The organism is Streptomyces sp. NPDC036815 (assembly GCF_055609205.1).
Window position 1 is genome coordinate 60,934 of sequence record NZ_JBVJPW010000020.1, and the last position, 24,530, is coordinate 85,463.

At 72.0% G+C, this 24,530-nt stretch carries 23 protein-coding genes; 13 read left to right on the top strand and 10 right to left on the bottom strand.

Annotated elements, in window-relative coordinates; genetic code table 11:
- Positions 1–5: 5 nt before the first annotated feature.
- On the top strand, positions 6–1,085 hold the full coding sequence (locus tag ACZ69I_RS30735) for a Zn-dependent alcohol dehydrogenase (RefSeq protein ID WP_470835916.1): 1,080 nt from the start codon (positions 6–8) through the stop codon (positions 1,083–1,085).
- Between the two features lie 31 nt (positions 1,086–1,116).
- Here the strand turns inward: ACZ69I_RS30735 and ACZ69I_RS30740 are convergent, their stop codons facing one another.
- The 4 genes from ACZ69I_RS30740 to ACZ69I_RS30755 all read right to left on the bottom strand — a co-directional run bounded on the left by ACZ69I_RS30740 (position 1,117) and on the right by ACZ69I_RS30755 (position 6,933).
- The gene (locus ACZ69I_RS30740; protein WP_470835839.1) at positions 1,117–4,482 is read right to left on the bottom strand and encodes an NACHT domain-containing protein; all 3,366 of its coding nucleotides are present in this window, start codon (positions 4,480–4,482) and stop codon (positions 1,117–1,119) included.
- Complete coding sequence (locus ACZ69I_RS30745; protein ID WP_467680649.1) at positions 4,479–4,859, bottom strand: hypothetical protein; 381 nt, start codon at positions 4,857–4,859, stop codon at positions 4,479–4,481. The genes ACZ69I_RS30740 and ACZ69I_RS30745 overlap by 4 nt, the downstream gene beginning before the upstream one ends.
- A 29-nt stretch (positions 4,860–4,888) precedes the next feature.
- Positions 4,889–5,899 (bottom strand): urea transporter, encoded by a 1,011-nt coding sequence (locus tag ACZ69I_RS30750; RefSeq protein WP_470835840.1) that lies wholly within the window; start codon positions 5,897–5,899, stop codon positions 4,889–4,891.
- Positions 5,900–6,030: 131 nt separating this feature from the next.
- The gene (locus ACZ69I_RS30755) at positions 6,031–6,933 is read right to left on the bottom strand and encodes a LysR family transcriptional regulator (protein WP_470835842.1); all 903 of its coding nucleotides are present in this window, start codon (positions 6,931–6,933) and stop codon (positions 6,031–6,033) included.
- Positions 6,934–7,052: 119 nt separating this feature from the next.
- Here ACZ69I_RS30755 and ACZ69I_RS30760 point away from each other — a divergent pair, with 119 nt between their 5' ends.
- Both ACZ69I_RS30760 and ACZ69I_RS30765 read left to right on the top strand, forming a co-directional pair.
- Positions 7,053–7,364 carry an EthD family reductase gene (locus ACZ69I_RS30760; RefSeq protein WP_467680655.1) on the top strand — a complete coding sequence of 104 codons (312 nt, stop codon included), beginning with the start codon at positions 7,053–7,055 and terminating at the stop codon, positions 7,362–7,364.
- Between the two features lie 132 nt (positions 7,365–7,496).
- Positions 7,497–8,072 carry a TetR/AcrR family transcriptional regulator gene (locus ACZ69I_RS30765; protein WP_467680657.1) on the top strand — a complete coding sequence of 192 codons (576 nt, stop codon included), beginning with the start codon at positions 7,497–7,499 and terminating at the stop codon, positions 8,070–8,072.
- 9 nt (positions 8,073–8,081) lie between these two features.
- Here ACZ69I_RS30765 and ACZ69I_RS30770 read toward each other — a convergent pair whose 3' ends face one another.
- Complete coding sequence (locus ACZ69I_RS30770; protein ID WP_467680659.1) at positions 8,082–8,729, bottom strand: TetR/AcrR family transcriptional regulator; 648 nt, start codon at positions 8,727–8,729, stop codon at positions 8,082–8,084.
- 100 nt (positions 8,730–8,829) lie between these two features.
- On the opposite strand from ACZ69I_RS30770, the gene ACZ69I_RS30775 reads away from it, so the two are divergent.
- The 3 genes from ACZ69I_RS30775 to ACZ69I_RS30785 all read left to right on the top strand — a co-directional run bounded on the left by ACZ69I_RS30775 (position 8,830) and on the right by ACZ69I_RS30785 (position 11,047).
- Positions 8,830–9,981 carry an acyl-CoA dehydrogenase family protein gene (locus ACZ69I_RS30775; RefSeq protein ID WP_467680661.1) on the top strand — a complete coding sequence of 384 codons (1,152 nt, stop codon included), beginning with the start codon at positions 8,830–8,832 and terminating at the stop codon, positions 9,979–9,981.
- A 59-nt stretch (positions 9,982–10,040) separates the two neighbouring features.
- Complete coding sequence (locus tag ACZ69I_RS30780) at positions 10,041–10,328, top strand: YiaA/YiaB family inner membrane protein (RefSeq protein WP_467680663.1); 288 nt, start codon at positions 10,041–10,043, stop codon at positions 10,326–10,328.
- A gap of 80 nt (positions 10,329–10,408) precedes the next feature.
- The gene (locus ACZ69I_RS30785; protein WP_467680665.1) at positions 10,409–11,047 is read left to right on the top strand and encodes a TetR/AcrR family transcriptional regulator; all 639 of its coding nucleotides are present in this window, start codon (positions 10,409–10,411) and stop codon (positions 11,045–11,047) included.
- Between the two features lie 58 nt (positions 11,048–11,105).
- Here the strand turns inward: ACZ69I_RS30785 and ACZ69I_RS30790 are convergent, their stop codons facing one another.
- Positions 11,106–11,570: a MaoC family dehydratase gene (locus ACZ69I_RS30790; protein ID WP_467680667.1), complete on the bottom strand. Its 465-nt coding sequence runs from the start codon at positions 11,568–11,570 to the stop codon at positions 11,106–11,108.
- A 119-nt stretch (positions 11,571–11,689) separates the two neighbouring features.
- On the opposite strand from ACZ69I_RS30790, the gene soxR reads away from it, so the two are divergent.
- Both soxR and ACZ69I_RS30800 read left to right on the top strand, forming a co-directional pair.
- Positions 11,690–12,160 carry a redox-sensitive transcriptional activator SoxR gene (soxR, locus tag ACZ69I_RS30795; RefSeq protein ID WP_467680669.1) on the top strand — a complete coding sequence of 157 codons (471 nt, stop codon included), beginning with the start codon at positions 11,690–11,692 and terminating at the stop codon, positions 12,158–12,160.
- Between the two features lie 139 nt (positions 12,161–12,299).
- Complete coding sequence (locus ACZ69I_RS30800) at positions 12,300–12,818, top strand: hypothetical protein (RefSeq protein ID WP_470835845.1); 519 nt, start codon at positions 12,300–12,302, stop codon at positions 12,816–12,818.
- 12 nt (positions 12,819–12,830) lie between these two features.
- On the opposite strand, the gene ACZ69I_RS30805 is transcribed toward ACZ69I_RS30800, so the two are convergent.
- Positions 12,831–13,439, bottom strand: a complete 609-nt coding sequence (locus ACZ69I_RS30805; protein WP_467680673.1) for a hypothetical protein — start codon at positions 13,437–13,439, stop codon at positions 12,831–12,833.
- A gap of 324 nt (positions 13,440–13,763) precedes the next feature.
- Between ACZ69I_RS30805 and ACZ69I_RS30810 the strand changes: the two genes are divergently transcribed.
- Positions 13,764–16,613 carry a penicillin acylase family protein gene (locus ACZ69I_RS30810; RefSeq protein WP_470835846.1) on the top strand — a complete coding sequence of 950 codons (2,850 nt, stop codon included), beginning with the start codon at positions 13,764–13,766 and terminating at the stop codon, positions 16,611–16,613.
- Between the two features lie 12 nt (positions 16,614–16,625).
- On the opposite strand, the gene ACZ69I_RS30815 is transcribed toward ACZ69I_RS30810, so the two are convergent.
- Both ACZ69I_RS30815 and ACZ69I_RS30820 read right to left on the bottom strand, forming a co-directional pair.
- Positions 16,626–17,894, bottom strand: a complete 1,269-nt coding sequence (locus ACZ69I_RS30815; protein ID WP_467680677.1) for a serine-threonine protein kinase — start codon at positions 17,892–17,894, stop codon at positions 16,626–16,628.
- 75 nt (positions 17,895–17,969) lie between these two features.
- A complete protein-coding gene (locus ACZ69I_RS30820) occupies positions 17,970–19,301 on the bottom strand; it encodes an MFS transporter (RefSeq protein ID WP_467680679.1) in 1,332 nt (443 codons plus the stop codon).
- A gap of 159 nt (positions 19,302–19,460) precedes the next feature.
- Between ACZ69I_RS30820 and ACZ69I_RS30825 the strand changes: the two genes are divergently transcribed.
- The 4 genes from ACZ69I_RS30825 to ACZ69I_RS30840 all read left to right on the top strand — a co-directional run bounded on the left by ACZ69I_RS30825 (position 19,461) and on the right by ACZ69I_RS30840 (position 23,517).
- Positions 19,461–20,180, top strand: a complete 720-nt coding sequence (locus tag ACZ69I_RS30825; protein WP_470835848.1) for an alpha/beta fold hydrolase — start codon at positions 19,461–19,463, stop codon at positions 20,178–20,180.
- A gap of 275 nt (positions 20,181–20,455) precedes the next feature.
- A complete protein-coding gene (locus ACZ69I_RS30830; protein ID WP_470835917.1) occupies positions 20,456–21,223 on the top strand; it encodes an SDR family oxidoreductase in 768 nt (255 codons plus the stop codon).
- The gene (locus ACZ69I_RS30835; protein ID WP_467680683.1) at positions 21,220–22,902 is read left to right on the top strand and encodes a class I adenylate-forming enzyme family protein; all 1,683 of its coding nucleotides are present in this window, start codon (positions 21,220–21,222) and stop codon (positions 22,900–22,902) included. Before ACZ69I_RS30830 ends, ACZ69I_RS30835 begins: the two co-directional genes overlap by 4 nt.
- A 21-nt stretch (positions 22,903–22,923) precedes the next feature.
- Entirely contained in the window at positions 22,924–23,517 is a 594-nt protein-coding gene (locus ACZ69I_RS30840; RefSeq protein ID WP_467680685.1) for a TetR/AcrR family transcriptional regulator, read from the top strand.
- A 33-nt stretch (positions 23,518–23,550) separates the two neighbouring features.
- On the opposite strand, the gene ACZ69I_RS30845 is transcribed toward ACZ69I_RS30840, so the two are convergent.
- Positions 23,551–24,474, bottom strand: a complete 924-nt coding sequence (locus ACZ69I_RS30845) for a hypothetical protein (RefSeq protein WP_470835850.1) — start codon at positions 24,472–24,474, stop codon at positions 23,551–23,553.
- Between the last annotated feature and the right edge of the window lie 56 nt (positions 24,475–24,530).

Below are 24,530 nucleotides of genomic sequence, written 5' to 3' on the forward strand. Positions count from 1 at the left end.
TGAACGTGGTCCGCGCCGCCATCCTCCCCGCCGTCGGCTCTCCGCTGGAGATCGCCGAGATCGACCTGCCGGAGCCGGGCCCCGGCCAGGTCCGGGTGCGCCTCGCCGCAGCCGGGGTCTGCCACTCCGACCTGTCCCTCACCAACGGAACGATGCGGGTCCCGGTGCCCGCGGTCCTCGGCCACGAGGGCGCGGGGACCGTGGTCTCCGTCGGGGAGGGCGTCACCCACCTCGCGCCCGGCGACGGCGTCGTCCTGAACTGGGCGCCGTCCTGCGGCAGCTGCCACGCCTGCTCGCTCGGCGAGGTCTGGCTCTGCGGCAACGCCCTCGCGGGCGCCGCGGACGTCTACGCGAAGCGGCTCGACGGCACGGAGCTCCACCCCGGCCTGAACGTCGCCGCGTTCGCCGAGGAGACGGTGGTCGCGGCCGGGTGTGTCCTGCCAATTCCGGACGGCGTCCCGCTCACCGACGCGGCCCTGCTCGGCTGTGCCGTCCTGACGGGGTACGGCGCCGTGCACCACGCGGCGCGGGTGCGCGCGGGCGAGACCGTCGCCGTGTACGGCGTCGGCGGGGTGGGCCTCGCCACGCTGCAGGCCGCCAGGATCGCGGGCGCCGCGCAGATCATCGCGGTGGACGTCTCCCCCGAGAAGGAGGAGCTCGCGCGCTCCGCGGGTGCCACGGAGTACGTGGTCGCCTCGGAGACGACGGCCAAGGACATCCGCAAGCTCACCGGCGGTCAGGGCGTCGACGTGGCCGTGGAGTGCGTGGGCCGCGCGGTGACGATCCGTACGGCCTGGGAGTCGACGCGGCGCGGTGGCCGCACCACGGTCGTCGGCATCGGCGGCAAGGACCAGCAGGTGACCTTCAACGCCCTGGAGCTCTTCCACTGGGGCAGGACGCTCTCCGGCTGCGTGTACGGCAACTGCGACCCCGCGACGGACCTCCCGGTCCTCGCCGGGCACATCCGCGCGGGCCGCCTCGACCTGGGCACCCTGGTGACCGACCGGATCGGTCTCGACGAGATCCCGGCGGCCTTCGAGAACATGATCGCGGGCAGGGGCGGCCGGGCGCTCATCGTGTTCTGAGGCACTGTTTCCGAGGCACTGTCTTCCGAGGTCAGACGCGCAGCTTCAGGAGGGCCAGGGGGAGGGGGTCCGTGACGTCGTGCCAGGGCACCAGGTCAGGGTGCTGACTCCACCGCTGCCCCTCCTGAAGCTGTAGGCGCTCGTGGACGTGGGACCGCAACTCGTCCGACCAGTAGGGGACGTGGTCGATCAGCTGTTGCAGGCCCCGCCAGGGCAGGGACTGCCTGGCCGACCTGATGTCACGGTCCGAGGGCCAGGACGCGTCCGGCCGGAGCAGACGCACCAGGGGCCAGTCCTCGTGCCCGGGGTCTCCCTGGGTGATCCAATGGGCGACCAGGGCGTCCCACGTCTCCGGCCGGTCGTCGACGTCGGCGATGGTCGCGCACAGCGACCGGAACGTGCCGTCGGGCAGCAGACGGCGAGCCCGCGCGATGACGTCGTGGGCGGTGCCCTTCCCTCTGGACCACTCCTGGAGCGAGAGCCGCTGTGCGAGAGCGGCGAACTCCGAGTCGTCGGGGCAGTCGGAGAGCGCCAGCAGAGCGGTCTCGTACGAGAGGTAGAAGGTCCGCGGAGCGGGGATGCACCCGATCGCCTCGCGTAGCTGCCGGGGCGACGCCGTCGGGTCGTCGTGTTCCAGGCCGTAGTCGCACAGGGGCAGGAGCAGTCGTTCGGCGATGGTCGCCCGCGTCTCGGGCGGGCTGTCACGGTGCGCGGACCAGATGCTCCAGACCTCGGCCGCCAGCGAGGAGATACGGGGGTCAGCACCGCCCGGCAACGCCCAGTGGAGCGTCGCGAACGGAAAGCCGCTCGATGCCACGTGACGGTCGAGGGAGCCCTTGCGCACATAGGTGTCGATGTCGTGCAGCCGCACCCCGTGCATCGCCCAGCGGTTCTCCGCGGCGAGCCAGGCCAGGTTGTCGGGCGATTCCGGCGCAGGCCCCCCACCGACCAGCCATTCCCGGACCGGCCAGGGCAACATGCGCGACGCCGGGAAGTCCGAGAAGTCCGGCCGCTCGCGGGCGAGCGATTCGAGTACGGCGGCGGTGGGCGTGTCCACCGTGCTCGCCGCCTCGCCCCAGGCCACCCAGTTCGGGTGGCAGCCGTCCGGCGGCGTGGCCAGCGGCCCCAACCAGCGCGAGTCCAGCAGGGTGTTCGGACCGGGCAGTGGCCAGAGGCCTTCGAGCACCGGACTGCGCAAGCTGCCTGGGGCCGGCCCCGAGTGCATCACATCCCAGGCTGCCTTCCCCCAGCCCGCGAGCTCGACCGGCCGTGCGTACGCGTCCGTACGTACCGCGTGCGGGTCGGCCCTGCGCAGGAAGTCCACGAGGCGTTCCGGCCCGGCGACCACCTCGGGGATCACGACGTCCAGGAGGAGGTCAGGAAGCAGCTGCGGGGAAGCCGAGTCCAGATGGGCGCGGGCCGCCTCGCCCGCCGCCGTGTTCCCGGCCCCGGCGAGTTTGTTGAGGAAGCGCCAGAGGCCGAAGTGGGCGTGCGGGCCCGGGGATTCCGCCGTCATGTGATCGAGGAGCTCGTCGAGCCGGGGCCCCTCGAACAGCGGCGCCGCGACGCGGGCGAGCCGGTCGGCGCGCTCGTCGAGGTCGGCGATGACGTCCACGGCGGGCAGCAGGTGGTGGACATACCGCGCGTCGAGCTCCGGCAGGTCCGTCAGCAGATCGATGGCCAGTTCCGCCCCGCGCAGGTACAGGGACGCCGTCCCGGTGAATTCCGCCTGGTCGAGCTCGGCCAGGGCGGTCACCACCGAGTCCCGCAGATCCCGTTCGCCGAGACGGTCCGGCTCGAACGCCGCCGCGGCCATGAACCTCGCCACGTTGCGCCACGGCTCGCTCGCGGCGACGGCGCGGAACCGCTCGCGCACCAGCTGCTCGTCCGCCGTGTCCGAGAGGTGGGCGGCGGCCAGGAACTCGACGAGGGACTTGATCTGGAAGCCCACGACGTCGGTGTCCACGCCGACGATCAGGACGAGGCGTTCTCCCGCGAACCGCAGAAGCCGCTCGACCACCTCCTCTTCCGCGACGTCGGAACCGGTCGGGCCGCCGCGGATGTCACGGATCTCGCGGGTGTCGCGGGTGTCGCGCACCACGGAGCGGGCCATCGCGGCGAACTCCTCGGCGCGGATGCCGCGTGCGCCCTCCTCCTCGCGCCGCTCACTCGCCACCATGATGCGGAAGGCGGCCCGCCGGTGCAGTTCGTCGACGAGGCTCCTGTGCTGCTCCAGGAAGGTGCCGAGTTCGCCGCCCCGGCCCTTCTCGCGGGCGTACACGTGGTCGTAGTAGCGGGCGAACAACCGGTGGCGTCCCGAGGGCAGTTCACCGGAGTCGGCCAGGATCGAGACCACGAGGGCGACGTGCAGGGGTGTGTTCAGGATGTTCCGCAGGTCGCCGTGGCGGGCCGCCTCGCGGAAGAGCCCGAGGAGCCGCCCGCCCGCCGCGTCGTCGCCCGCCAGGACGGCAGCATGCCGCTCGGCCTCCTCCGGGGTGAGGTCCGTCAGGGACCAGGAGGCGAATCCGTGCGGGCGCAGCTCGTTCCCGTACGCCTGTGGCCTCGACGTGACGATGACCGACGCGTCGGCCCGGTCCAGCTGCAGATCGTCGGCGACGTCCCTGACGTGGCCCAGTACGGCGGCGCGCTGCCGGGGCGACACCTCGTCGTACCCGTCGAGGATCAGCACGGTCGGTACCGAGCGGGCCAGCGCGCGGACCTCCGACGTCGAGACCTCGGTCTTGAGGAGGCGCTCGTAGCGGTGGGCGAGGTAGTGCCACAGGGACCGCCGGGTCTCGGCGGCGTCGGCCAGGTACGACGCGAAGGCATCGGCGTCCACCCAGAGCGGGAACCGTGCGGCGGCGGGCGGTGTCAGCCACAGCCTGCGCAGTCCGCGCTCGACGCGGTCGAGTTCCGTGGCGGTCCAGGGAGAGATCAGCGCGGCGTCGCAGGCCCGCAGCAGACCGGCCCGGTGGACATGGGCGAGCATCCGCGCGGCGGTGGTCTTGCCTTGGCCGGGGCCGCCCGTCAACACGGTACGGAACGACGGCTCTTCGCTCTTGAAATACTGCTGTACGAAGTGCCGTGGGGCGCCCGTGTGCCGTGGCGCGCCCGCCGTGTTCCTCTCGTCCTGATCCTCCGACGGCATCCGGACGAGGAGATCCACGAACACGTCCGCGAGGCCGCGGTGCTCCCGCCCGAGGACGGGGTTGAGGAGCCGGACCGTGGCTCCGTCGCCGAACTCCCTTTGCAGGATCCGCAGGAGAAGCTGCTCGGTCCCCCGCGTCCGGGGCGCGGAGCGGGAGTCGTCGTCGCCCTTGAGGTGGAACGTGACGTCGCCGTGGAAGACGGCGCCGGGCGCGTTGAGCCCGGACGAGCCTTCGACGTGGTTGTTCACGGCCCGTCGGGCTCCGGCTCGTCACCGAAGTTCATGGTGATGGGGCCGGTGAACGTGGACCCCGGCGCGTTCAGCCCCCGGGAGTCGCTGACCGTGTTGAAGCGCGGCGCCGCCGACGGCCCCAAACGGAGTGTCAGCGCCTCCAGTTCGCGCTGGAACCCGGCGTCGGAAGCGGCGAGGTCGCGCAGCGCTCCGCCCAGCCGGCGCACCGCCTCGGGGTCGGCGGCGTCGCGCTCGTCGAGGACCGCCACGAGGGCGGGGTCCCGCGAGAACCGCTCCCGGAGCCGTTCCCACAGGGCGGTGGCGGCGTGGGTCCCCAGCTGTCCCCCGGCTCCGCCGAGCGCCGCGGCGGCCAGTGCGTCGAAGGCGATGCTCATGGCGTCACGTTAATGCTCCGCGTCCGCCGCTACCGGCCCGAACCGGTAATCCGCGGAAAGGAGTTGGCCCCGGCCAGGAACACCAGCGTGGTCAGCACGAACGGCCACGTGAAGGCGTGCCCGCCGGCCGGCGCGAAGAGCGCGGCCACCGCGGGGCCGAGCACCGTCGCGGTGGCGGCGCCCAGGAGTGCGTACGCCAGGGTCGCGGCCCGCGCGGGCAGGAAGACCCCGCACAGGGCGAGGGCGACGAGGACGGCGTTGTATCCCATGGTGCCGTCGGTGATCTGTGCGGCGGGGGCGCCGAGGGCCCACGCGGTGGCGATGGCGACGGCGTTGCCGAGGCACGCGACGGCCGCCGTGCGCGGTCCCGCGACGAGGAGGCCGAGCAGCAGCAGGGCGCCCACGTACCACTGCGGCATGAAGAAGATCTGGCCGAAACCGGCGAAGAACGCCCGGGCGAGGTCGTCCGGTCGCAGGGCGGTCGTGCCCGTCGCGGGCGCGGTGAGCGCCGCCAGGCCCTCGCCGTGGTGCCAGATCCGCCGGAAGCCGGGCGCCGCGATCGTCGTCACCGTCGCGACCAGGCAGAACGGCAGGGTGAGCGTGGGCAGTCCCCGCGCGCCGAGCAGCCGCACGGCGGCCGCGGTCACGACCGTGACGACCGCGCAGCCCACGGCCGCGAGCAGCGCGGTCGAGAGGTGCCCGGGCCCGAGGAAGACCGCGAACGACAGCGCCGTCAGGCAGGCGTTGAACCCTTCGAGGCCGGCGGAGACGCGGTCCCCGTCGACGCTCAGGAGCCGGGCCGTGGCCGTGCCGACGGCGGTGCCCACCAGGCCGTAGAGCCCGTACTCCCAGCCCGCGGCGAAGAGCGCCGCGCAGAAGAGGGCGCCCGCCGCCGTGCCCGGCAGGAAGGTCACCTGCCCGTGCCCGCGCAGCACTTGGGCGGCGAAGGCGCGGGCGCGGGGTGCCCAGGGCGCCCCGGCCGTCCGGCCCGTGCCACCGGCCGAGCCACCGGTGTCCAGCGCATCCGTCGCGTGCCCCACGGCCACTCCCGCGTGATGTATTTGTTTCGTCCAGGGCTCGGCGGCCAGGCCTGCACCCGGAAAGACGGATGCAGAGTACATCTACTACCTCGGCCGCCGCCTCACCGGACCGCCTCGAACCACGCCGCCCGTCAGTCCGGCAGCCAGCGCAGCTCGTGCGCCAGGGTGTGGGCTACGGCACGGACGCGGCGGTGCAGGGGCGACTGTTCGCGCGGAAGGACCAGGTGGATCGTCAGGCTGGGTGCGCCGCGCAGCGGTCGCCAGGTGATGCCGGGCGGTGCTGCCGTGGCGGCGGCCTCACCAGCGGGGGCGAGGGTGAGGCCGTCGTGCAGGTCGCGCTGCGACATGTCGAAAGAGACGGTGGGCGGGTGGAATCGTGGGTGTGGCCGGGCGTCACGGAACAGCGCGGCCAGTTGGTCGTGGATCACGGGGTTGGCCGCACGGTCGGGGAGCCGCAGCGGATACGCGGCCGCGTCGGCGATCTCGATCTCCGGGTGTTCGGCCAGCGGATGGTGCCGCGCCAATTGGACGCCGATCCGCGCACGCCGCAGCAGGTACCGGCGCACGCCGCGGCCCGGCTGCTCCCCGCGGGTGATCCCGGCATCGATGCGGCCGTCGGCGACCGCGGGGGAGATCTCGGGCGTCGCCATCGGGACCGCGCCGACCTCGAGTCGGGGAGCGCTGCGGATCAGCTCGTCCACCAGGGCCGGAGTCGTCTCGGCCCCGGCGCTGAGGCTGTATCCGATGCGGAGCGTGCCCAGCTCACCGGCCCCCGCCCGCCGGGCGGTGTCCCATGCCCGGTCCAGCGCCGCGAGGGCGGGCGGTGCTGACTCCGCCAATGCCGCACCGGCCGCGGTCAATGCGACGTTGCGGGTGTCTCGGACCAGCAGGGCGCTGCCGAGTTCCCTTTCCAACCGGCGGATCCGGGCGCTGAGCGCGGGCTGCGCGATGCCGATGCGGGCGGCCGCGCGGGTGAAGTTCAGCTCCTGCGCCAGCACCAGGAAGTACCGCAGGCTGACCGTATCCGGGGCCATGGGCCCTCCCTGCCGATTGATAACGATCCGTTCTGAGTCTAGCCCGTATCGATCTTTCCCCCGACCCCAAGTCCAGCCCTACCGTGCGCATATGACGATTCAACTGACCGGAGGCCGTCATGCATAAGGTGCTCGTCCTCTATCCCGAGCCCGCCGACCCTGACCACTTCCGCGAGTACTACGTGACCCACCACCTTCCCCTGGTCATGAAGTGGCCCGGCCTGCTTGCGTGGCGCTACAGCTTCGACGTGGCGGCCGCCGACGGTGAAGCGCCCTATTTCGCGGTATTCGAAGGCGAATTCGCCGACGCCGCCGCCTTGGCCGCGGCGCAGGCGTCGCCGGAAGGCCGGCGGTTGTCCGCCGATGTCGCCAACTACGCCACCGGCGGTGTGGTCGTCGTCAACTATCCGGTGCGGGAGGGCACCGGCTGAGGCGGGCCTGGCACGTTCCGGGGCACGTTCAGGCCGGTCTGCGACCGGCGCCAGCTTGCGCATCCGGGAACTCCTCCTGTAGTACTCAACCTGTAGTGGTCGATATGTAGTACTGCGAATGGAGTGGTGTCGATGGTGCGCAGGAACGACGGCCGACGGGCGGCCCTGGTCGACGCCGCCATCGAGGTGCTGGCCAGAGAGGGCGCCCGGGGCCTGACCTTCCGGGCGGTGGACACCGAGGCGGCGGTGCCCACCGGCACCGCCTCCAACTACTTCGGCAACCGCGACGACCTGCTGACCCAGGCGGGTGCCCGCGTCTACGAGCGGCTCATCCCCGACGAGTCGGTCATCGAGCGGCAGCGGACGGCCGAGCGGGACAAGGCGAGCTACGTCGAGCTGATGCGGGAGGTCGTCGGCCGGGTCAGCGGCTTCCGTACGGGCTATCTGGCCCTGCTCGAACTGCGCCTTGAAGCGACCCGCCGCCCCGCGCTGCGCGCCGTCCTCACCGAGCGCGTCCGGGCCGACCTCGACGCCAACCTCGCGTACCACGAGGCCTCCGGTCTGCCCGGGGACGCCAAGGCGGTGAAGCTCCTCTACCTGGCGCTCAACTGGCTCATCCTGGAGCAGCTCACGCTGCCGGACGTCCTCTCGGAGGCCGAGCGCGACGAGCTCGTCGTGACGGCGGTGGAGCGCTTCATCACGGACTGACCCGGCCCCTCAGGTCCGCGCCGCCACCTGTTCGTACTGCAGCGCGAGCCCGTCGAGCAGCGCCTGGAGGCCCGCCTCGAAGGCCCGCTCGTCGATGAGCTGTTGACGGTCGGCGAGCAGGTGGGCCTGGCCCAGGTGCGGATAGTCGGCGGGGTCGTACGCCGCCTCGTCGTCCACGAAGCCCCCGGCGAACGAGCCGAGCGCGGAGCCCATGATGAAGTACCGCATCAGCGCGCCGATCGACGTGGCCTGCGCGGCGGGCCAGCCCGCGTCGACCATCGCCCCGAACACCGCGTCGGCGAGGCGCAGTCCGGCCGGGCGGCGGCCGGGGCCGCTCGCGAGGACCGGGACGATGTTCGGGTGCAGGGTGAGGGCGGCCCGGTAGGAGACCGCCCAGTCGTGCAGCGCTGTGCGCCAGTCGCGACCGTCGTCGGCCTCGAACATCGACAGGTCGACCTGTGCGCTCACCGAGTCCGCGACCGCCTCCAGGATCTGGTCCTTGGTGCGGAAGTGGTTGTAGAGGGACGGGCCGCTGACGCCGAGCTCGGCGGCGAGGCGGCGCGTGGAGACGGCGGCGAGCCCCTCGGAGTCCACGAGCGCGCGCGCCGTCTCGACGATGCGTTCTCGGCTGAGGAGGGGCTTGCGCGGTCGGGCCATGCGGCACATAGTAGGGCTGCATCCACAAACTAGCAGTGCTAATTTAAAACGTGACGTCATCCGAGTAACTCGCCGTAACCCCACGTGAGAGGTGCCCACCGTGAACCTGGAGCTCAGCGACGAGCAGGCCGCCGTCCGCCGGCTTGCCGAGGAGTTCGTGGCGCGCGAGATCACCCCGCACGTCGTGGAGTGGGACCGGGCCGAGAGCGTCGACCGGGCCCTCGTGAAGAAGCTCGGCGAGGTCGGCTTCCTGGGGCTCACCATCGACGAGGAGTACGGCGGCTCGGGCGGCGACCACCTCGCGTACTGCCTGGTGACCGAGGAGCTGGGCCGCGGCGACTCCTCCGTGCGCGGCATCGTCTCCGTCTCCCTCGGCCTGGTCGCCAAGACCGTCGCGCACTGGGGCAGCGAGGAGCAGAAGCGGCAGTGGCTGCCGGGGCTCACCTCCGGCGAGTACGTCGGGTGCTTCGGGCTCACCGAGCCGGGCACCGGCTCCGACGCGGGCAGCCTGACGACCAGGGCCGTGCGCGACGGCGACTCGTACGTCATCAACGGCACCAAGATGTTCATCACCAACGGCACCTGGGCCGACGTCGTGCTCCTCTTCGCCCGCACCGGCGACGCGCCCGGACACAAGGGCGTCTCCGCCTTCCTGGTCCCCGCCGACACTCCCGGCCTCACCCGCCGCACCCTGCACGGCAAGCTCGGCCTGCGCGGCCAGGCCACCGCCGAACTCGTCCTGGAGGACGTCCGCGTCCCGGCGTCGGCCATGATGGCGCCCGAGGGCAAGGGCTTCTCCGTCGCCATGTCGGCCCTCGCCAAGGGACGCATGTCGGTGGCGGCGGGCTGCGTGGGCATCGCGCAGGCCGCGCTCGACGCCGCGGTGCGCTACGCCGGTGAGCGCGAGCAGTTCGGGAAGACCATCGCCCACCACCAGCTGGTGCAGGAGCTGCTCAGCGACATCGCGGTGGACGTGGACGCCGCGCGCCTGCTGACCTGGCGGGTCGCCGACCTGATCGACCGGGGGCAGCCCTTCGCCACGGAGTCCTCGAAGGCCAAGCTGTTCGCCTCGGAGGCCGCCGTGCGCGCCGCCAACAACGCCTTGCAGGTCTTCGGCGGCTACGGCTACATCGACGAGTACCCGGCGGGGAAGCTGCTGCGCGACGCGCGCGTGATGACCCTCTACGAAGGCACCAGCCAGATACAGAAGCTCGTCATCGGCCGTGCCCTGACCGGCGTTTCGGCCTTCTGAGTACGCGCCTGAGTACCCGAGCGGATGTGGCGCGCGCCGCCCCCGCCGATGCTGGGCACATGACTGAGCCGCCTGTGAGACAGCAGACCACCAACGCCTTCTACGGCCAGGCCGTGGCCTCCTTCGCCGTGTCTATCGGAGCCGTCGCCGTCGGCATCGGCTACCTGGACGCCTCGGCCTGGGTGCGGGGCTTCCTCGCCATCGCGGTGCTCTACCTGACGACCTCCGCGTTCACCCTCGCCAAGGTGATCAGGGACCGGCAGGAGGTGGTGCAGATCGTCAGCAGGGTCGACCAGGCCCGCGTCGACAAGCTGCTCGTCGAGCACGACCCGTTCGGCAAGCCCTGACCGACGCCCGGAGACAGACCCTAAGCGCTTGCTCACCGTCAGAGGTATGGTGTCCCTCCCGAAAGCTGAAGGAGTGGGCGATGAGCGCGGCGGAGGAGACCGGCGGCGAGGAGCAGCCGTGGGGCGAGGTGAGCCCCGACGCGGCCAGGCGGCTCCTCGTCGCCGCCGTGGAGGCCTTCGCCGAGCGCGGCTATCACGCGACGACCACCCGTGACATCGCGGGCCGCGCCGGCATGAGCCCCGCCGCGCTATACATCCACTACAAGACCAAGGAAGAGCTGCTCCACCGCATCAGCAGGATCGGCCACGACAAGGCCCTGACCATCCTGCGCACCGCGGCGGACGGTGAGGGCGGCGCCGCCGAACGGCTCGCGGCGGCCGTCCGCTCCTTCGTCGGCTGGCACGCCGCCCACCACATGACCGCGCGCGTCGTGCAGTACGAGCTGGACGCGCTCGGCGAGGAGCACCGCAGGGAGATCGTCGCGCTGCGCCGCAGGTCGGACGAGGCCGTGCGGGACATCATCAACGACGGGGTGCGGACGGGGGAGTTCGACGTCCCCGACGTGCCGGGCACCACGCTCGCCGTGCTCTCGCTCTGCATCGACGTGGCCCGCTGGTTCAACGTGGCCGGGCACCGGACGCCCGACGAGGTCGGCGCGCTCTACGCCGACCTCGTCCTGCGGATGGTGGGCGCCCGGCCCGCGGAGCCCCGGAAGTAGCGGAGCCCCGGAAGCGGCGGAGCCACGCCGGCAGGAGGACTCAGAAGTGCAGGAGGACTCAGAAGTAGTAGCGCGACACCGACTCCGCCACGCACGCCGGCTTGTCGCCGCCCTCGCGCTCCACGGTGACCTTGGCCGTCACCTGCACGCCGCCGTCCTTCGTCGGCGTGACGTCGGTGAGCTGCGCCGTCGCGCGCAGCCGCGAGCCGACCGGCACCGGGGAGGGGAAACGGACCTTGTCGGTGCCGTAGTTGAGGCCCATCTTCAGGTTCTCGACGCGCATGATCTGCGGTACCAGGCTCGGCAGCAGCGACAGCGTCAGATAGCCGTGCGCGATGGTCGTCCCGAAGGGCCCCTGCGCCGCCTTCTCCGCGTCCACGTGGATCCACTGGTGATCGCCCGTGGCGTCGGCGAAGAGGTCGATCCGCTTCTGGTCGATCTCCAGCCAGTCGCTGTACCCGAGTCGCGCGCCGACTCCGGCACGCAGTTCCTCGGCCGACGTGAAGATCTTCGGCTCCGCCATGTCCCTGGCCTCCTAGACGTATGCAGAATCGTGCGCGTAAAGGTACGCAGACTAAGCGCTTGCTCAGCATGGGGTGTGTGCCGACGCGTGTCAACGGACCAGCCAGTAGGGTTCGAGAGGTGCCCCAGATCCCGGAGAAGGTCCATGAACTCACCGTCGGCCAGCTGGCCGACCGCAGTGGCGTCGCCGTCTCCGCCCTGCACTTCTACGAGTCCAAAGGCCTCATCACCAGCCGCCGCACCTCGGGCAACCAGCGGCGCTACCACCGGGACACGCTGCGCCGCGTCGCCTTCATCCGCGCCTCCCAGCGCGTCGGCATCCCGCTCTCCACGATCCGCGAGGCCCTCGACTCGCTGCCCGAGGAGCGCACGCCCAACCGCGAGGACTGGGCGCGCCTCTCGGAGGGCTGGCGCTCGGAACTGGACAAGCGCATCAAGCAGCTGGGCCGCCTGCGCGACCACCTCACCGACTGCATCGGCTGCGGCTGTCTCTCCCTGGACACCTGCGTGCTCTCCAACCCCGACGACGTCTTCGGCGAGCGGCACAGCGGCTCCCGGCTGATGGTGGAGCGCAGGCCCCGGCGGAACTGACGGTCACGGCCCGCGATCCGGCACGGCCACCGAAAATCCCCCCGTACCGCATCTAGCCGCGACCGCCGCCCCGGTATCACCGTGTCCTGTACGTACAGGAGTACGCGGAACACGTGGACGCCGATCGGGGGAGAGGCCGATGTCCGTTGTCATCTGTTCACTGCTGTGGGACGCCGCACGGCACGGGCGGCAGACCGTCAAGTACGACAGTGACGGCTACTACCTGGTGCGCTTTCCGTACGGCGCGGGTGACGAGTCCTACGACCCGTGGCGCATGCACGACCCCGGGAAGGGCGGCACCCGCCCCTCGAAGTTCCCGGACGCCCGCTCGGGCCTGATCTGGCCCAGCCACGACGGCTGGGGGCTGCTCTCCGCGATGGTCTTCTGGGAGCCGTCGGCCAAGCCGATCGAGTACCGCTCGCGCTACGTCCGGGACCCGCTCGGCCTCACGACCGGGTACGACTCGACCGCGACGAACGACTCGGCGCCGAGCAGGGGAGGGCAGTACCGCACCTACCTCTGGCAGCTGTTCGTGCACCCGGACACGCCCCTGGGCCTGAAGATCTCGGCACGCGGCGTGGGAGACGTGAAGCTCGCCACGCCGCTGATGCACGCCCAGTTCAAGCTGGCCATACACACGGACGTGAAGACACCCTGAACCGGCCGCGCCTCACGCCGACACGAGGGGGCGCTCCCGTCGTGCCCGGGCCCGGGCCACCGCGTCCGGCGTGAGGAGGGGGGCCGGTACGACGATCCCGCAGCCCGCGCAGACCGGTCCCGACGACGGCTCGTGCGCCAGGCCGTGCTTGAAGACGAGGGCGGTGTCCGCACAGACCGGGCAGGCCGACCCCGGTTCCCTCTCCAGCGCCGCGATCAGCCGGCGCAGCACTTCGGCGAGGGGTTCGTGCGGGTGGACGTCCGGGTCGTCGCACCAGGCGATGCCGAAACCGCCCCAGGTGCAGCGGTGCCAGTCGTCGACGCTCCCGGGGCGCCTGAGCCCGTCGTGCTTCTCCTTGCGGCGGCGTTCCGCGAAGCCCGCCTCGTAGGCGAGCCAGACCGCCCTCGCCGCCTCCAGTTCGTTCAGCGCCGCCACCAGGCGCGCCGGGTCGGGCGACCTGTCCTCCGGGCCGAACCCCGCCCGGGCGCACAGGTGGTCCCAGGTCGCCCGGTGTCCGTACGGTGCGAACCTCTCCAGGCACTTGCGCAGCGAGTAGCGCCGCAGCGCCAGATCGCTCTGCGGATCACGCACCTGTCTCGCGAGACTCCGGAATCCGGCCATCGCCCTGCACCTCCGTCACACGCACTTCCGTACTGGTACCCGTGTTCCGTTTTCGCCGGCGCCGCTGTCGGGACGGACCGGGACGGGAACCGTCCCGGTCCGCCGAAGTCGAAACGACGCTGCCGAGTAGACGTATCGACACGCGATTCGGCTCCCTCGTCGCGCATCCTTTTTCGCCTGCCCTGCCGAGCTGGTGTGATGCAGACACAAGGGGGGCGCGTTGTGGTGATTCGGAAAAGGCGACGCATGTTCACCTTTCTAGTTCGCCAACCCGCCAGTAGCCTCCGGCGCATCGGCCTTCCGCATGACCCGGAGGAGCACCCCATGCGACGACGCAACGTCAGGCTCAGAACACTCACGGCGGGAGCGGCGCTCGCGCTCGGCGCAGGCCTCCTCGCGCCGCTGCCGGGCGCCGCGGCCGCGCCCGGCGGGACGGCGGCGCGGGAGCGGTCCGCCGGGTCCGCCGAGGAGAACGACTACTGCGGGGGCCACTGCGCGGACATCCTGCCACCCGGCGCGAACGGCGGCGCGACGCTCGCCGAGATCCTCGCCCACCGGCTCCTGGGCACCCAGCCGGCGCACGCGGACGACCAGTTGGGCCCGTACGACGCCCTGTCGTCCGGCTATCCCTCGCTCACCGACGACCGGCTCACCGAGTTCTTCGACGACGCGTCCTTCGGGGTGCCCGACGGCCAGGTCGCGTCCGTCACCAGGCCGCGCGACGACGTGACGATCACCCGGGACAAGAAGTACGGCGTGCCGCACATCAAGGGCACCACGCGCTACGGCACCGAGTTCGGCGCGGGCTTCGCCGCCGGGCAGGACCGGCTCTGGCTCATCGACCTCTTCCGGCACATCGGACGCGGCGAGCTGACCTCGTTCGCGGGCGGCGCGCTCGCCAACCAAGGCCTGGAGCAGCAGTTCTGGCCGCAGGCCCCGTACGCGGAGAAGGACCTGGAGAAGCAGGTCGAGTACATCAGGTCGACGCAGGGCGAGCGCGGCAAGCAGGCCATGGAGGACGCGCAGGCCTACGTCGACGGGCTCAACGCCTACCGCGTGAAGTCCAAGAACGGCCGCTACTTCCCCGGCGAGTACGTCCTGACCGGCAAGATCGACGCGATCACCAACGCCGGTGAGATCCAGCCGTTCAAGATCACGGACATGATCGCGCTCGCCTCCGTGGTCGGCGGGCTCTTCGGCAACGGCGGCGGCGGAGAGGTCGAGTCCGCCCTGTCCCTGCTGAAGTCCCAGGAGAAGTACGGCGTCGAGAAGGGCACGGAGGTCTGGGAGTCCTTCCGCGCCCGCAACGATCCCGAGGCCGTGCAGACCGTCCACGACGGCACGAGCTTCCCGTACGCGGGCAGGCCGGAGCACGCGCGCGGCACCGCGATGCCCGACGCGGGGTCGGTCGAGCGCGAGCAGCTCGTCCACGACCGCGAGGGCGGCGCGAAGACCGGCGCCAAGGACCCGGTGAAGGCGCCGAAGAAGCTCAAGCCGCTGCAGGGCATGTACGACGAGGGCGTGCTGCCCTCGGAGCTGTTCCGGGCCAACGGCCACAAGAAGGGCATGTCGAACGCGCTGCTCGTCTCCGGCGAGCACACCGCGAGCGGTAACCCCGTCGCCGTCTTCGGCCCGCAGACCGGCTACTTCGCGCCCCAGCTCCTCATGCAGCAGGAACTCCAGGGCCCGGGCATCAGCGCGCGGGGCGTCTCCTTCGCGGGCGTCGGCATGTACGTCCAGCTGGGGCGCGGCCAGGACTACGCGTGGTCGGCCACCTCCGCGGGACAGGACATCACCGACACGTACGCCGTCGAGCTGTGCGAACCCGGCGGCGGCACCCCCACGAAGCAGTCGACCGGCTACCTCCACCGCGGCACCTGCACGCCCATGGAGAAGCTGGAGCGCAAGAACGCCTGGAAGCCGACCCTCGCCGACTCCACGGCCGCCGGCTCCTACCGCATGCAGGTCTTCCGCACGAAGTACGGCATCGTCACGCACCGCGCGACCGTCGACGGTGAACCCGTCGCGTACGTCTCGCTGCGCTCCACCTACCGCCACGAGGCCGACTCCATCATCGGCTTCCAGATGTTCAACGACCCCTCGTACGTCAAGGACGCCGAGAGCTTCCAGAAGGCGGCGCAGCACATCAGCTACGCCTTCAACTGGTTCTACGCCGACTCGCGCGACATCGCGTACTACAACAGCGGCGCCAACCCCGAGCGCGCGGACGGCATCGACCCGGCGCTCCCGGTCAAGGCCGAACCCGCCTACGAGTGGCGGGACTTCGATCCGCAGGACAACACCTCGGCGCAGGCTCCGCCCGCCGAGCACCCGCAGTCCGTCAACCAGGACTACTACATCTCCTGGAACAACAAGCAGGCCAAGGACTTCAGCACGGCGGGCTTCGGCGTGAGCGCCGTGCACCGCGGGGACCTGCTCGACGGGCGGGTCAGGAAGCTCACCGAGGAGGGCGGGGTCACCCGCGCCTCGCTCACCCGGGCCATGTCCGAGGCGGCCGTCACCGACCTGCGCGGTGAGCAGGTGCTGCCCGAACTCCTGAAGGTGCTGCGCAGCGCGCCGGTCACCGACCCGGAACTGGCCAAGGCCGTCCAGCAGTTGGACGCGTGGCGCAAGGCGGGCGCGCAGCGCAACCAGACGGCGGCGGGCTCCAGGACGTACGCCCACCCCGACGCCGTGCGCATCATGGACGCCTGGTGGCCGAAGCTCGTCCGGGCCGAGTTCGAGCCGGGCCTCGGCAAGGACCTCTACGGGGCCCTGACCGCGCAGCTGGCCACCGACGAGGCGCCGTCCGCGGGCCACGGTCCCACCGGGGCACACGCGGGATCGGCCTTCCAGTACGGCTGGTGGGGCTATGCCGACAAGGACCTGCGCACGGTCCTCGGGGAGCCCGTGAAGGGCGCGCTCGCCGAGACCTACTGCGGTGCCGGCAAGCTCGACGCCTGCCGCGACACCCTGCTCGGCACGCTCGCCCGGGCCGTCGCCGAGCCCGCCACCGAGGTCTACCCCGGTGACGACACGTGCAAGGCGGGCGACCAGTGGTGCGCGGACTCGGTCGTCCACCGGCCCCTCGGCGGCATCACGCACAAGTCGATCCAGTGGCAGAACCGCCCGACCTACCAGCAGGTCGTCGAATTCCCGAGGCACCGCCCGTAACCGGTGCTCCGGTCAGGCGTGAGCGATCCGCCCCGCGGCGAACACGACACGTGCCAGCTCCTCGTGGCAGATGTCGCTGTGTGCGCCGGAGGGCGGACCGCCGCGCCGCACCACCGAGGCCGCGTCGATGCTGACGCACCCCTTGGTGGGCACCTTCTGGCCCAGTTCGATCCGCTGGGTGCCGTCGACGGCGCGGATGCCGTTGTAACCGATGGCGCCCCAGCGCTCCCACAGGTTCAAGAAGCTCGTGGAGTCACCGGCCAGCTTCGAGGCGAGCGGATACAGCTTTCCCAGCGCGTCGTCGTGGCGCGAGTAGCAGGAGACGAGCGGCCCGTCGACGCGGTGCTGCATGCCGTGCAGCGCGCCGCCCCGGAACGTGTCGTGCGGCAGCCGCTCGGCGAACGTGTAGTGCGAGAAGGCGCCTTCGAGCAGCGTCACCGACTTCACCGCGCGCACGTCCGCGGGCATCCCGCGCAGCGCGTACGCGACGAGCCGGCCGCCGAAGCTGTGCCCGATGAGGTGCACCCTGATGTCCGGCACGTCCGCCGCGAGCAGACCGATCGCCGGGCCGAGGCCCAACTGGCCGACCGCGCCCGCCCGCCGCTTCATCGCGTAGTACGAGCCCTGCCGCAGCAGTTCGTGCGCGCCGTCCCACAGCCGCTCGCGCAGCTCGCCGAGGAGCGCGGGCTCCCCGGTGTCCGAGCGCGCGGCGGCGAACACCTCGCAGACCTGGACCGCGTCGTCGGTGAGCATGGCGGGCTCGCCCGCGCCGGTGTCCTGGCCGAAGTGCCGGGCCGGGTGCGTCTCGCGCAGGGAGACCAGCTCGCGCACGTGCCGCCCGAACTCGTACATGCGGGACGGCACCCGTGAGCGCTCCGCGAGCAGCTCGGCGATCCGGTCCAGGGTCGCTCCGTGGTCGGGGAAGGCGCGGTCGAGCACCTGCCGGGTGGCCGGGTCGAGCACGGGGCGGCCGGGCGGGGTGGCGGGGACGGGGGCCGTGGCTGAGGGGTCGAAGTCGGGGATCGGTTCGTCGGGGAAGCGGATGGCGGGCCAGAGCACCCCGACGTAGCCGAGGCGCACCCCCGGCCCGCAGAGCTCCCGGCAGGGCGTGAAGAAGCGCCGGAACAGCTTCCTGGCGTCCTGCTGCTGGTTGTTCCAGCCGTGCGCGAAGACCAGCAGATCGGTGACGCGTTCACTTTCCGCGCCGGACAGCAGCTGCGCGCGCTGCGCGGTGTCGACGTCGCCGTCGGCGTCGAAGGTCAATTCCCAGTAGGGCTCCACGCCGGTATGGTCCTGCCGCCCGGGCCACCTGGCCAGATCCCGCGCACGACCCGCCGGGGGACGCGGTATCGGCTCTCAGCCGAGTTCGCGCTCCCGGGTCTCCGGCAGCGCGAGGACGCAGAGCAGCGACACGACCGCCATCGCGCTCACGTACCAGCCCACCGAGGAGGAGCCGAACGCCGACTGCAGCCGGGTGGCCACCAGCGGCGAGACCGCGCCGCCGAGCACACCGCCCAGGTTGTAGGCGAGCGAGGCGCCGGAGTAGCGGACGTTCGTGCCGAACAGCTCCGGCAGGAAGGCGCCCATCGGGCCGTAGACGACGCCCATGCAGAACAGCGCGCCGCCGATCGCGAGGGCGATGAGGACGGGCCGCCCGGTGTCGAGGAGCGGGAAGAGGACGAGCCCCCACACCACCGCGAGCGACGCCCCCACGAGGACCAGCCTGCGCCGGCCCGCGGCGTCGGAGCGCGTCGCGGCCAGCCAGGTGCCGGCCGCGAGGAAGAGGCACGCCACCAGGGAGAGGCCGAGCATGGTGTTGCGGGAGACGTGCAGGGTGCCGGTGGCGTACGCGAGGCAGTAGGTCGTGGCGGTGTAGAACAGCCCGTACGCGACGACCATGCCGCCCGCGCCGAGCAGCAGTTCGCGCGGGTGGCGGCGGAGCACGTCGAGCGTCGGGACCTTGCTCGCCTCCTGTGCCGCCATGACCTTGGCGAAGACCGGCGTCTCGCTGATCCTGAGGCGTACGAACAGTCCGACGGCGACGAGGAGGAAGGAGAGCAGGAACGGCACGCGCCAGCCCCACGAGCGGAACGCGGCGTCGGAGAGCGTGGCCGAAAGGAGCCAGAAGACGCCGGTGGCCGCGAAGAACCCGACGGACGGGCCGAGTTGGGGGAAGGCCGCGTACAGTCCGCGCTTCTTCCTCGGCGCGTGCTCTACCGCGAGCAGCGCCGCCCCGCCCCACTCGCCGCCGAGCCCGATGCCCTGCAGGAAGCGCAGGAGGATCAGCAGCAGCGGGGCCCAGACGCCCCACGTGCCGTAGCCGGGCAGGACGCCGACGAGGGCGGTCGAGAGTCCCATCAGGAGCAGCGAGGCCACCAGGACGGACTTGCGCCCGACCCGGTCGCCGAAGTGTCCGAAGACCACCGAGCCGATGGGCCGCGCCGCGAACGCCACCGCGTACGTGGAGAACGAGGCGAGGGTGGCGTTGACCGGGTCGAGGGTCGGGAAGAAGGCCTCGTTCAGGACGAGGGCGGCCGCCGTGCCGTAGATGTAGAAGTCGTAGAACTCGATGGCCGTCCCGATGAAGGAGGCCACGGCGACGCGGCGCAGGCTCTCGGGGCTCGCGTCCGGCTCCGCGTCCGCGGCGTGGACCTGCTGTTTCTCTGTGGCTGTCGCTTCGCTGTGCACGAGCGGCACTTTCGTGGTGGATGTAGGGGGCAGTCAATACTTGGGACGGGCCGTCTCGCACCTTGAGACCCGCCGGTCCGCGGGCGGCGTCATCCGGCGGGCACCCGCCCTCCCGGTGGGGTCTGCCCCACCCGGACGGCGGCGTGTAGCTTCGACGTCATGGCTGACTTCATCCTGGTGGCAGGCGCGTGGCTCGGCTCGTGGGCGTGGGAGGACGTGGCCGGGGAGCTGCGGGCCGCCGGACACGGTGCCCACCCCCTGACCCTCTCCGGCCTCGCCGACAAGCAGCACGTGACGGTCGGACCGCAGACGCACGTCCAGGACGTCGTCGACGAGGTCGAGCGCCTCGGTCTGCGGGAGGTCGTCCTCGTCGGGCACAGCTACGCGGGCATCCCCGTCGGCCAGGCCGCGGAGCGGATCGGCGACCGGCTGGCCCATGTCGTGTTCGTCGACGGCAACGTCCCCGTGGACGGAGAGTCGTTCGCCTCCCTGTGGTGGCAGGGCGAGGCGGCGTTCGAGGCGCGGCTCGCCGAGGACGACGGCTTCTGGGTGCCCCTGAACGCAGCGGAGTTCGACGGTCAGGGTCTCGACAGCGAACAGGTCGCCCGGATCGCGAGCGGCGCGACACCGCACCCGGGCGCGACCCTCACCGACCCCGCCGTCCTCGAACGCCCGCTGGGCGAGCTGCCCGCGACGTACATCAAGTGCCTGCTCGACGGGGACGAGCCGATGGAGGACGTGGCCGACCTGCTCAAGAGCGAGCGCTGGCGGCTCGTCGAGATGGACACGGGGCACTGGCCGATGTTCTCCCAGCCGCGCGAACTGGCCCGCATCCTGCATGCGGGGGTCGCCCGTCGCGAGGTCGGCGGCGAGAGGTGAGGTAGGTACCGACGGCGAGTCGGGCGCTGTCGAGGGAGCAAGGTCGGTTCGCCTGCGGCCTGCGGCCTGCGGCCTGCGGCCTGCGGCCTGCGGCCTGCGGCCTGCGGCCTGCGGCCTGCGGCCTGCGGCCTGCGGCCTGCGGCCTGCCGTCTGCCGCTGCCCGCCTGCCGCGCGCCGCCGCCCATTGGTGGTCGCCCCCCGCGCCCCCCCTTTCGCCACGACATACCGACTGGTTAGTCTGCCGGGGAAGCCGAGCCGAGGGCCGAAGGAGAACCATCGTGGAGACCCTGCTGGACAAGGGAGTCGTCGTCACCGGTGCGGGAGGCGGGATCGGGGCCGCGCTCGCGCGGCGGTTCGCCGCCGAGGGGGCGCGTGTCGTCGTCAACGACCTGGACGGCGCCAAGGCCGAGGCGGTCGCCGACGAGGTGGGGGGCATCGCCGTGCCGGGCGACGCGTCGGCGATCGTGTCCGAGGCCAGGGACGCGCTCGGCGGCACGGTCGACGTGTACTGCGCCAACGCGGGGCTCGGCTCCGGCGGCAGCGAGGCCGCGCCCGAGGAGGTCTGGGCCGCGGCCTGGGACGTCAACGTGATGGCGCACGTACGGGCGGCGCACACGCTGCTGCCCGACTGGCTGGAGCGCGGCAGCGGCCGCTTCGTCTCCACCGTCTCCGCCGCCGGCCTGCTCACCATGATCGGCGCCGCGCCCTACAGCGTCACCAAGCACGGCGCCTACGCCTTCGCCGAGTGGCTCTCGCTCACGTACCGCCACCGCGGCCTCAAGGTGCACGCGATCTGCCCGCAGGGCGTCCGCACCGACATGCTCGCCGCCACCGGCAGCGCGGGCGACCTCGTGCTCACGCCCACCGCGATCGAGCCCGACGACGTCGCCGCCGCGCTCTTCGCGGGCATGGCCGAGGACCGCTTCCTGATCCTGCCGCACCCCGAGGTCGCCGCCTACTGCCAGGCCCGCGCCGCGACCCCCGACAAGTGGCTGACCGGCATGAACCACCTCCAGCAGAAGTGGGAGGCGACGCAGCGGTGACCGACTCCTCGCCCGCCGCGTCCCCGTACGCGGCCAAGCCCTGGCTCGCCCGGCTCAACGACGCCCAGCGCGGCCCCGTGCACCCCGCCGCCTCCATGCCGCACGCCTTCCGCGCCGCCGTCGCGCGGGCCCCCGAGCACACCGCCCTCGCCTACTTCGACGGCCGCCTCAGCTACCGCGAGACGGACGCCCTCAGCGACTCCGTCGCCGGGCACCTCGCCGCGCGCGGCGTCGCCCGCGGCGACCGCGTCGCGATCCTCCTGCAGAACACCCCGCACTTCGTGCTCGCGCTCCTCGGCGCGTGGAAGGCGGGCGCGACGGTCGTCCCCGTCAACCCCATGTACAAGTCCGCGGAGGTCGGCCACGTCCTCGCCGACGCCGGAGTGACCGCGCTGATCTGCTCGGACCGCGCCTGGCAGACGTATCTGCGCGACACCGCGGCCGACTCGCCGGTGCGCGTCGTCCTCACCGCCTGCCAGCTCGACCTCCAGACGCGCAACGACACCCGGGTCCTCGACTTCGAGCGCCTGCCGGTGCCCGCCGACGCCGACGACCTGGTGGCGGTCGCGCGCCGGGGCCTCGCGGCCCCCGCCGACCGTGAGCTCGGACCGTCCGACGTGGCGCTGATCAGCTACACCTCGGGCACCAGCGGCGCCCCCAAGGGCGCCATGAACACCCACGGCAACATCACCTACAACGCGGAGCGCCAGCGCACCGGCTCCGGGATATCCGAAGGCGCCTGCTACTTCGCGATGGCGCCGCTCTTCCACATCACCGGCATGGTCGCCCAGATCGCGGCCTGCGTCGCCAACGCGGGCACCCTCGCGCTCGCCTACCGCTTCGAGGCGGGCGTGGTCCTCGACGCCTTCGCCGAGCACCGCCCCGCCTATACGGTCGGCCCGTCCACGGCCTTCATGGCGCTGGCCGCGCACCCGGCGGCGACGCGCGCGCACTTCGCCTCGTTCGTGATGATCTCCTCGGGCGGCGCGCCACTGCCGCCCGCCCTGGTGGAGAAGTTCCGCGCCGCCTTCGGCCCCTACCTGCACAACGGCTACGGCCTCACCGAGTGCACCGCGCCCTGCGCCTCCGTGCCGCCGGGACAGCAGGCCCCCGTCGACCCTGTCTCCGGCACCCTCGCGGTCGGCGTCCCGGGTCCCGAGACGGTCGTACGCATCCTGGACGACCTCGGCCGCGAGGTCCCGTTCGGCGAGCAGGGCGAGATCGCCGTGCGCGGCCCGCAGGTGGTGCCCGGCTACTGGCAGCGCGCCGACGCCACCGCCGAGGCCTTCCCCGACGGCGAACTGCGCACCGGCGACATCGGGTTCATGGACCCGGCGGGCTGGCTCTACGTCGTCGACCGTAAGAAGGACATGATCAACGCGTCCGGCTTCAAGGTGTGGCCGCGCGAGGTCGAGGACGTCCTCTACGGCCACCCCGCCGTGCGCGAGGCGGCCGTCGTCGGGGTCCCCGACAGCTACCGCGGGGAGACCGTCAAGGCGTACGTCAGCCTGCGTCCGGACAGCGGCACCGGCCCCGACGAACTGGCCGCGTACTGCAAGGAGCGGCTCGCCGCGTACAAATATCCGCGGCAGATAGAGATCCTGACGGAGTTGCCGAAGACGACAAGTGGGAAGATCCTCCGGCGGGAACTGCGTTCCCGGGCACAGCACGGCAAGTGACGCGAAAGGCAGGTGGCGGCAATGGCCCGAACGACGGACGGTGACGGTACACCCGTCCCGCAGCGCCTGCTGGCCGCCGCCACCAGGCTCTTCGCCGACCACGGCTACGACCGTACGTCGGTGCAGGAGATCGTGGAGGCCGCCGGCGTCACCAAGGGCGCGCTCTACCACTACTTCGGCTCCAAGGACGACCTCCTGCACGAGGTCTACGCCCGCATGCTCCGCGTCCAGCAGGAGCGGCTCGACGCCATCGCGGACGCGGACGCCTCCGTGGAGCGGCGGGTGCGCGACGCCGCCGCGGACGTCGTGGTCACCACCATCGACAACCTCGACGACGCGGCGATCTTCTTCCGCTCCATGCACCACCTCAGCCCGGAGAAGAACAAGCAGGTACGGGCCGAACGGCGCCGCTACCACGAGCGGTTCCGGGCCCTGATCGAGGAGGGCCAGGAGTCGGGCGTCTTCTCCACGGCGACCCCGGCGGACCTGGTGGTGGACTACCACTTCGGCTCGGTCCACCACCTGTCCACCTGGTACCGGCCCGAGGGCCCGCTCACCCCGCAGCAGGTGGCCGACCACCTGGCGGACCTGCTGCTGAGGGCGCTGCGGCCGTGAGGTGAGAGGGCCGGGCGACCGGGCGGCCAGGCCTCAGACGCCGTCCTTGTGGCCGTTGGCGACGAGCAGCTGCTCCATGCTCCGATGGGCGGCGGTGGCCTTGGTGTTGCTCTCGTCGTGGAACAGCCTGAGGTACTGGTGGAGGGCGGCCACGCAGGTGTCCCGCTTGTCGTACTCCGCGTTGTCGACGAGGCGGCAGTCCCGCGAGACCTCCCTCATCCGCCCGTCGGCGGCGGTGTACACGGGATGCCAGATCAGCTTCACGTCCGGGTTCAGGCGCTGCACCAGGCGCAGGTGGGGGACTTCGAGACGGATGAGGATGCTGTCCGGGGCGTAGGCCCGCAGGAAGACGTGCACGGGGCCGGTCGCGCGGTCCACGAAGGCCTTGGACACGACGCTCCACATCGGCCCCGTCAGCTTCCAGTCCGGGTGCAGCTCCAGGACGTTGAGCACGCTGCCGATCCGGGTCCGCGCCAGCGGCGTGTGGCCCTTCGAGTGGGCGTACTCACTGGTCTCGTAGCCGCCCGCCCACAGGGCCATCGTGGGCGTCCCGATCTGCAGGTGCTCGGACATGAGCCTGCCGAACTCCTGGTACCACGAGTTCGTCGCGCGGATCTCGCGCTGCTCCTGGCGGTCGCTCGTCCGCGCCGTGGCCTCGTCGTTCAGCGCGCCCTGCGAGTCGACCCCGCCGAGCAGCAGCTGCCAGGCGGCCTCGGCCTCGTCCTGGGGGATGCCCGCGGCCTTCGTCAGCTTCTGGTACGGCCCCCACTCGGGGTGCTCGGTGGGCCTGGTGGCGTAGTGCCCGTCCAGGCCGCCCGTCCGGCGCTGCACCCAGTGCGCCGCGGCCGCGTTCCCCGCGCGCCGTTGCAGCGCGGCCAGGCCCGTGGAGGGTGTCCCGCGCCCGGCGGCGGCCCGGGCCGCCGTCTCCGGCTCCGTCGCTCTCCGCGTCTCGCGCACCCTGTTTCCCCGCCCCTCCGGTCGTTCCGGCCGAGGCTAGGCTCAGCGGGAACGAC